Source organism: Sphingosinicella sp., from assembly GCF_013911755.1.
Taxonomy (GTDB): domain Bacteria; phylum Pseudomonadota; class Alphaproteobacteria; order Sphingomonadales; family Sphingomonadaceae; genus Sphingosinicella.
This window is the reverse complement of sequence record NZ_JACESP010000044.1, coordinates 1-8341: the sequence shown is the minus strand read 5'-3', so window position 1 is coordinate 8341 and position 8341 is coordinate 1. Positions and strand designations below refer to the sequence as shown.

Annotated in this window: 6 protein-coding genes; 2 read left to right on the top strand and 4 right to left on the bottom strand. The window is 61.9% G+C overall.

Annotation, left to right across the window (positions count from 1 at the left end):
• From H2052_RS17720 to H2052_RS17710, 3 genes are all read right to left on the bottom strand, one after another.
• On the bottom strand, nt 1-485 hold a 485-nt coding region (locus H2052_RS17720; protein WP_293784920.1), incomplete at its 3' end, for an AMP-binding protein.
• Entirely contained in the window at nt 482-1831 is a 1350-nt protein-coding gene (locus H2052_RS17715) for an aspartate aminotransferase family protein (protein WP_293784917.1), read from the bottom strand. The genes H2052_RS17715 and H2052_RS17720, both read right to left, overlap by 4 nt.
• Nucleotides 1831-2778, bottom strand: coding sequence for a bile acid:sodium symporter family protein (locus tag H2052_RS17710; RefSeq protein ID WP_293784914.1), 948 nt, complete (start codon nt 2776-2778; stop codon nt 1831-1833). Before H2052_RS17710 ends, H2052_RS17715 begins: the two co-directional genes overlap by 1 nt.
• Nucleotides 2779-2962: 184 nt before the next feature.
• On the opposite strand from H2052_RS17710, the gene H2052_RS17705 reads away from it, so the two are divergent.
• Nucleotides 2963-4000 carry an aromatic ring-hydroxylating dioxygenase subunit alpha gene (locus tag H2052_RS17705; protein WP_293784911.1) on the top strand — a complete coding sequence of 346 codons (1038 nt, stop codon included), beginning with the start codon at nt 2963-2965 and terminating at the stop codon, nt 3998-4000.
• Nucleotides 4001-4663: 663 nt separating this feature from the next.
• Here H2052_RS17705 and H2052_RS17700 read toward each other — a convergent pair.
• Entirely contained in the window at nt 4664-7192 is a 2529-nt protein-coding gene (locus H2052_RS17700; protein ID WP_293784908.1) for a TonB-dependent receptor, read from the bottom strand.
• 418 nt (nt 7193-7610) lie between these two features.
• On the opposite strand from H2052_RS17700, the gene H2052_RS17695 reads away from it, so the two are divergent.
• Nucleotides 7611-8341: aldehyde dehydrogenase family protein (locus tag H2052_RS17695; RefSeq protein ID WP_293784905.1), on the top strand; the 731-nt coding region annotated here is incomplete at its 3' end.

Below are 8341 nucleotides of genomic sequence, written 5' to 3'. Positions count from 1 at the left end.
CCCGTCACCGCCTGCAGCGGCACGGGTTCAGCCGTTTCCGCCGCCGCCTCGATGCTCGGCGCGTAATCGAGGCCACCGAACGACATCGTGCGCACGCCGGGGCACTGCGCCGCCACATCGCGGCCGTGCTGCGCGAAATGGCGGTCGTCGACGATGAAAAGATCGATGTTCGCGTCCTGCAGCGCGAACGCATGGTCTTCCACATTGGCCTTGGGATGGAGCGGCGTGTAGCGCAGGCCGAGCATCAGCCCGGCCGCGAGCGCGACAATCGCTTCAACGCGATTGGCGGAGAGGAGGGAAAACGCGCTGCCCGGTTTCATCCCCGCTGCGAGATAGGCGCCCGCGTAGCGACGCATGTGCTCGCCCATCTCGCGATAGGTCATGGCACCGTGATCGTCGCTGAGGGCAACCCGATCGCCAAAGCGGCGCGCAGCGCGCACGAACAACTCGCCGAGCGTGCTGGAGAGGTGGATGTCGTCGTTCATGATAGCGTGCCGTCGATGCTGCGCTCGAATGCGCCGAGGGCGTCGTCGATGATCTCGACGAGCCTATCGATATCCGCGCGCGTCGAGATCAGCGGCGGGCACACCATGAACCACTCCCCGAACTGCCCGCCGCCCGTGCGCCGGTGCAGCATCGCGAGCCCGCGCTCCATCATCAGATGCTCGATCCGCGCGGGCGCGTTCAGCGCGAAGGGATAGGATTCTCTGGTGCCCTGATCGGCGACAATCTCGATCGCAAGCTGCAAGCCGCGCCCGCGAATATCGCCCAGAGAACGCCGCCGCTTCTGCACGGCTCTCAGCTGGTCTTCGAGATAGGCGCCCGTCGCCTCGCTCTGCGCCACGAGATTGCTTCGCAACAGCTCATCCAGAACCGCGCAGCCGACCGCGCAGCCCATCGGGTTGGCGACATAGGTGTGGCCGTGCGCGAAGCCGCCCATGGCGCGCAGTTCATTGACCAGCGCCGAAGATGTCACCAATGCGCTGATCGGCGCATAGCCGGACCCCAGACCCTTGCCCAAGGTGAGGATGTCCGGCGCCGCGCCCGGGACATAATGCGACGCGAGGAATTTGCCGCAGCGCCCCGCGCCGCTCATGATCTCGTCGTGGATGAGCAATACGCCGTGGCGATCGCAAATCTCCCGGATACGCCGATAGTAGCGATCCGGTGAAACCAGCGCGCCGGTGGATGTGCCCCCGACGAGCTCGACGATGAAGGCGAGAACCGTCTCCGGCCCTTCGCGCCTGATCGCTTCGTCGAGCGCCTCCGCGCAATAATCGACATAGGTGTCCGCATCGAAGCCTTCCGGCGTGCGATAGGTGATCGGCGCCGGGATTTTCGGCATCGGCACCATCATCGGTCCGAACAATTGCTCCATCACCGGATCGCCGGTGACGCTGAGCGCCCCGAGCGTTGCACCGTGATAGGATGGCATCCGGCTGATGACCTTGTGGCGGCTCGCCTGCCCGCGCGCGAGGGCGAGCTGCCGCGCGAACTTCAGCGCCGCTTCGGTCGCCTCCGATCCGCCATTCAGGAAGTAGGCGGAATCGAATTCGCCTCCACACAGTTCGGCCAATCGGCTCACCAGTTCCTCGTCGGGCCGGCTTTCCCAGATGCGGGCATACGCGAACGTGATCTTTTCCATCTGCGCGCGCATGGCGGCGAGCACACGGGGATGGCTGTGGCCGAGGCCGGTCACCACCGCACCGGACGAGCCATCGAGATAGGACTTGCCGTCCTTGTCGAAGATGTAAACGCCTTCGCCGCGCACCGCGATGGGGAATGAAGGCGCGCCCGGCGGCGAAATGAATCCTTGTGCCGACAGGCGCATCAGTTCGGTCCCTTGAATGAAGAAAGTTGAGCCCGGGGCCCGCGCACGGCACGGCCCGCCAAAAAGCGCTCGACACCGATATAGGCCATGCCGACGGCGAAACCCGTGGCGGAGTTGAGGATCAGCGGGAGCGCCATCGCAGGCTGTGCCAGCAGCGACGTGACGATGAAGATCGCCAGGCCTTCCTGCCGGATGGCATGTTCGCACACGATGGCGGTGCGCTCAGCCCGCGCCACCGAAAAGAGGCGCGCGAACAGGAAGCCCGTGCCGACCATGAGCAGATTGAGCGCCAGCACCGCGGGCCAGACGCGCGCCACAGCTTCCACGAAGGTCTCGCGCTGCTGCCACATCAGCAGCAGAAAGATCGCAATGATAACGACTGCCGCGACATGGCGCAGCGGCGCCTCGATCGCGTCGCGCACGCGGGGCAGGTATGCCCGCACCAGCATTCCGAGCACCACCGGGAGCAGCGAGATGCGCGCCACCGGGATGATCGCCTCCAGCGGCGAAATGGAAACCCGTTCGATGCCGCCCATGAAAATGGCGTAGCCGATAGTGAGCCACAGCGGCGCGAGCACGCTGTAGGCGACCGACCCCGCCGCCGTCATCGAAATCGAAAGTGCGAGATCGCCGCGGCCCCAGAAGGTCAGCAGGTTCGAAAGCGTGCCGCCGGGGCAGGTCGCGACAAGATAGATGCCGACCGCGAGCGCGGGCGCCACCCCGCTCAGGTGCGCGACACCGACGCCGATCGCGGGCACGATCACCAGCAGACACGGCAGCGCCACCAACAGCGCCTTGGGATGGCGCACGATGCGGGCGAAATCGTCCAGCCTGAGCGCCAGCCCCAGCGAGAACATCATGACCGCCAGAGCGATCGGCAGAACGAGATCGTAGACCATCACCATGGGCGCGGGGCCGTCACGGTAACCGCCAGCGGCCTCGGCCACCTCTCCTGCCGCTGCAAACGCAAGAAAAACGGCGGAAAGTGTCGATTGATGCCGTCCATCGCCCCCTATCCCCCCTCTTGCATTTTTTATACTCATACCTCATCCTCACATTTATGCAACGGGTATAAAGCGACGGGGAACGCCGAGGTCCGGCATCCCGCGCAAAAGCAAGGGGAGAGCGGCGATGTTTGTGCGGAATTGCTGGTATGTCGCGGCGTGGTCGCATCTGCTGCCGGCGGGGGTCGTGATCGGTCGGCAGATTCTGGACGAGCCGATCGCGCTCTACCGCACCGAGTCGGGTGCCCTCGTCGCCATGGAGGACCGCTGCCCTCACCGACTCGCGCCGCTGTCGCTCGGATGCGTGCAGGGTGAGCACCTGCAGTGCCGATACCATGGGCTCACCTTCGATACGGCCGGCAACTGTATCGACGCGCCCGGTACGGAAAAAATTCCGCCGCGTTCCACCGCACGCACGTTTCCGGTCGCCGAACGCGATGGATGGGTCTGGGTCTGGGCCGGCGCTCCTCACCTCGCGAACGAAGCGCTGATCCCGCGCGGTTTCGATCTCGGCGATCCGCGTTTCACCATGCGCCATGGCGAGATCCGCTACGAGGCCGACTATCAGCTCGTGAACGACAATCTCTGCGACCTGTCGCACCTGGATTTCCTGCATGAAACGACACTGGGCGGCGCAACATCGGGCGGCTGGTCAGTCCAGCCCCCACGCGTGACTCCCCTTGAACGCGGCGTCCACATCGAGCGCTGGCTGAGGGACCGGCCCAGCAGTCCCGGCGGCAATGAACTGACCGACATCTGGAGCTGCTACGATTTCAGCGTGCCCGGCATTCTGGTCATGCGCACGACCTTTTATCCGCGCGGCTCGGCGGATCGCTGCGGCCTCGCCGCGCCGTCGGATGACCTTGTGCCGCTGCTCCGCCGTGTGGATCAACAGGCGGTCACGCCCACAGGCGAAAACTCGTGCAATTATCTTTTCGCCGCAGGCTTTGAAGGCACGACGCCGTCGCCCAAGGCAATGGAACGCATGTACAAGATCGTCATGGACGCGTTCGCGGAAGACCGCACGATGATCGAAGCCCAGCAACGCATCTGGGATCTGACGCCAGCGTCACGCAAGAAAGCGTTCCTGCCGAGCGACAAGGCCCCTCACCTGTTCCGCAAGGTCGTGGCGAGGCTGCTCGATCGGGAGCTCAATGCAAGCTAGATTTGCGCTCGGTGTCGACATTGCGACAAACCAAATAGCGCCGGGAAAGGATTCGAAGTTTGATAAATTTTCGTCTCTTTCATACGATGACAGATATCAGGGACTTTTCCACGGAATGGTTCGAGTCTGAAAGCGAGCCGTTAGCGACACCGTTCCTTACCGATTCGTGGTCCAGTTTTGGGCCGACTTCAGACCGGCAGCTTCCGAGGCTGAATCGAAGATAGCCGACATTCACACGTGGGCGACGTTAAGCGACCAGTTGAGGTCGTTGATCAACTATCGGTGGTGCCAGAATGCCAACGGTCCAAGCGGTTGCGACACCTTACTCTTTTGCGGGTGAGCTCATTTGCTCCAGCTAGCGGCTTGATAGACAGTCGCACCTTGCCAGATAACTCGGCACTGTTTGGAGCGGCCGTTCGCTTTTGTGCACAAGGTCGTCCAGCGTAAACCAGCGACCTTTGAAGAGGCGCTCGCACATCCCCTTCTCCCAGCGTCTATCTGGACAGAGTGTTTCGGAAGGGGGCATCCAACCCAATATGATGCATTCAGGCTCCTTGCCGCGAGCCTGAAGCACGGCTGTCCCCTCAAATCAACGGGTGCTGAACCCTCGCGCAGGTGGCGGAGAGGAACGTGCCTCCCCGCCTGAGCGCGACCGGGCGTTTGTTATCGCCCGAACTTGAAAGCGACTTGCAGCAGAACCTCGCGCCCCCTTCCGAGATAGGCGAACCGGTCGCCCAAGGTGCCGGTCGCAGTCCCTGTCCCTGCATTGCCGAGCGGCGTGAAGGGCACGTTGGGAGAGGCGACGAATATGAACTTGTTCGTCAGATTGCGTCCGATGACGGAAATCTGCCACATGTCGTCGTCGGCACCGAAGCGTACCGATGTATCGAACAATGTATAGGATTTCTGCCGGCTGGCGGGATCATTCGATGCGTCGGTCAGATAGCTGCTCGAATGAGTGAGGCCGCCGGTCAGCCCGAGTTTGTACTGATCGCCGATCGGCGTGTCATAGTTGAAACCGGCTTGAATATTCCATTTCGGCGAGCGCGGAATGACCTGTCCGGCGAGTTGCTGGGCTTCGAAGCCGCCCGCCCCATTGTTCTGCGCGGGGCTGAAATTGAGATTGCAGCCGAGCGCGATGGTCTGGCCATTGTAGCAAGGTGCCGTCGCGAAATCCTTGTAACGCGAATTATTATACGCCAGCGCGCCGTTGATCGACAAACCGTCGAGCGGTGTGCGCCAGGTAAAGTCGGCCTCGAACCCTTCGACCTTTGCCGATGCCGCATTGCGGATCGAACTGGTGGCGTTGGTGAAATTCACCACCTGCAGGTCGTTGATCTTGTACGTGTAGGCAGCGGCATTGACGAGAAGCGTACGGCCGAGGCGCGCCTTGACGCCGGCTTCGAAGCCCTTGATCGTTTGCGGTTTGTAACTGAGATCGACGTCCGGCGCGAACAGTTCCACCGAGCTGGAATTGAAACTGCCCGACAGAAAACCCTGCTTGTACGAAGCAAATAGCGTCAGGTCGTCGTTAGGTCTGAACGAGACAGTAGCTTCCGGCGACCAGTTTTTCCAGCTGTCATGGTCCTTGAGGAGCGAGGCGCCGCGAGCGTTGGGGGTTGTCGACAGGATCGTCGTATCGTCGAGGATGGTGGTATTCGGCCCGCCGGCAAAGCCGACGAAGAGTCCGCCGCCGTCGCGGACATCGGTCAGACGCTTCTTTTCATATGAGTAACGCACGCCACCCGACAATTCCAGTTGCGGGGTGATTTCGAAGGTCCCCTCGACAAATGCCGAATAGGCTTCGCCCTTCATCGAAAAGCTGTAATTGTTGATCTGTACGGGCGTGTTTGGCCCACCCAGGCCTGGGATGACGGCGTCGAACAGCGGGAATAGCCCGCCGAACAAATAAGTGTAGGACTGGGTCCGGGCTTTAATGTTGCTATAATAGAGACCTGATGAAAAATTAAACGGGCCATCCAGGTCCGTAGATAAGTTAAGTTCCTGTGAATACTCTTTATTATTCAACGTGTTGCAGCTTGGCAGAATGACGGCATAGCTGCTCTCGTAATTCTGACATTGATCAAGCACGACTTTGTACAGGCCGGTCGCGGAGGTGATCGTAAATTTTTCAGAAGGACGAAAGTTCATGACCAGACTCGACAGGTACTGGTCCTGAACCTGGAAATTCTTGCCGTCGCTTCGGAACAGATCCAAGGTCGCTGGAATGGTAGCGAGCACGGGACCGTAGCCAGCATTGACGTTGAACTTGCCGGCGCCGCACTGCGCGTTGTCGCCGATGACCGGACCCAGAAAGGAGAATTGGCGGACGCCCAGCGGGCAGCTCACAAATGCGCCTGCGGCTTGCGGACCGTTGCCGTCGACCCGGCCATAGTTGAACTTGAACCGTGCGTCGAAATTGGACGCAGGCTCAAACTTGAGCGTCGCGCGAACTCCGTAGTTGGTGGCTTGCGGGTTGCGCGAGTCGGCGAAATAGATCGAGTCTCGCGGCGTCTGATCGATCAGATACCCCTGCATGTCTGAATATTGGCCGGCGAGCCGGAAGCCGAGGCTGTCGGTGATCGGGGTAGAGAAATAGCCTTCGGCCCGCATCTCGCGGGCATTGAGCTCATATCCGAACTTCGCGCCGACCTCGAGGTGATCGCCGGGGTCATTGGTCCGGATCGTGACGATGCCGGCCATGCTGTTCTTGCCGAAGAACAGCGCCTGGGGACCTTTGAGCACTTCGACTTGTGCCACGTCGAAGTCGGTCATTCGCCGGATTGACGACTTGGCAATCTGTACCCCATCGATCGTGAAGGATACCGCCTGGTCGCCGAAGGGGTTCGAATCTGGCCCGCTGATCCCCCGTATCGAGATGTTGCCGCCCTGCACTGCGCCGCCTTGCGGACCGATCAGGAGCTGCGGCACAATCCGCGACAGACCATCCAGATTGACGACACCGCGGTTCTGCAGCGCTTCTCCGGCGACAGCCGTGACGACCACCGGGACCGCGATAAGCGACTCTTCGCGCCGCCGCGCGGTAACGATAATCGCATCATCATTGGGCGTTTCTCGCGCTTCGATCGCCTCGGACCGGACGTCCGGCGCCGACTGAGCTAACGCCGGTTGCACTCCCGCCAGGGCCGCCGAACCGCAAAGCAGAACCGTGACCTTCTGCACCCTTTTCATAGCAATACTCCCACGTCGCTTTTTGATTATATCCAGCGTCGCCATATTCGAACCATGGCCTTCCGCATTCTTGGGCCAAGGTCAGTGAAACGGCTCTACATTTCCGCGCCTTGGAGAGATGCGAAATTCCTTTGGGGGGGCAAGAGGGGCAGGCGAACTTCGTAACAGAAATAGCTCTTCTCGAAATGGGCGGAGCCTTTGCAACAGGGTACGAGCGTTTACTTGTTGAATGGTGGTGGCTGCTTGCATGGAATTGCGGCCGGTCGATCGGGCCGGCTGCACGGAAGGACGGGCGGGCGCCGCGGTGAAAAACCTCGTGTGGCTCCTGCGCACTTCAGGGCCGGAGCAGAAAGCCGAGGGCCGCGCAGAAGGCGACGGGGCGCGGCGAAGCCCGGAACCGGACCGAGAAGGATGATAAATGACGATCGACCACGCCGATAAACTCTTCATTGACGGTCGATGGTCGGCATCGTCCGGTGCCACCACGATCCGCGTGATCAATCCGGCGACCGAGGAGTTGTTCGCCGAAGTCGCGGAAGCACAGGCCGGCGACATCGCGCGCGCCGTCGCGGCCGCGCGGTCGGCCTTCGACCATGGCCCTTGGCCTCGGCTGACGCATCACCAGCGCGCCGAATATCTGCGGTCAATGGGCAAGGCGCTGCAGCAGCGCACGCCTGCGATCGCACGATCCTGGTCGAGCGAGATGGGCATCATCCTGCCGGCTGCCGAAGGCGTCGCGGGGTGGTCGGCCGCCGTCTATGACTATTATGCCGGTCTGGCGGATAAATTTGCGTTTGAGGAAGTCCACACACTCCAGACCGAGAATGTCGGCCTTCTCGTGCGCGAACCGGTGGGCGTCGTCGCGGCGATCATCCCGTGGAACGCGCCGCCGTTGCTTATCGCCTACAAGATTGCGCCGGCGCTGCTTGCCGGATGCACAATCATTCTCAAGGCATCGCCCGAGGCTCCCAGCGCCGCTTACGCCGTGGCGGCGGTTGCCGAGGCGATCGGCCTGCCGCCAGGCGTGCTCAACATGCTGACCGCAGAGCGCGAGGTCTCTGAAGAGCTTGTGCGCAATCCGGACGTGGACAAGGTGACGTTCACCGGGTCGAGCCTGGCGGGCAAACGGATCGCGTCAATCTGCGGCGA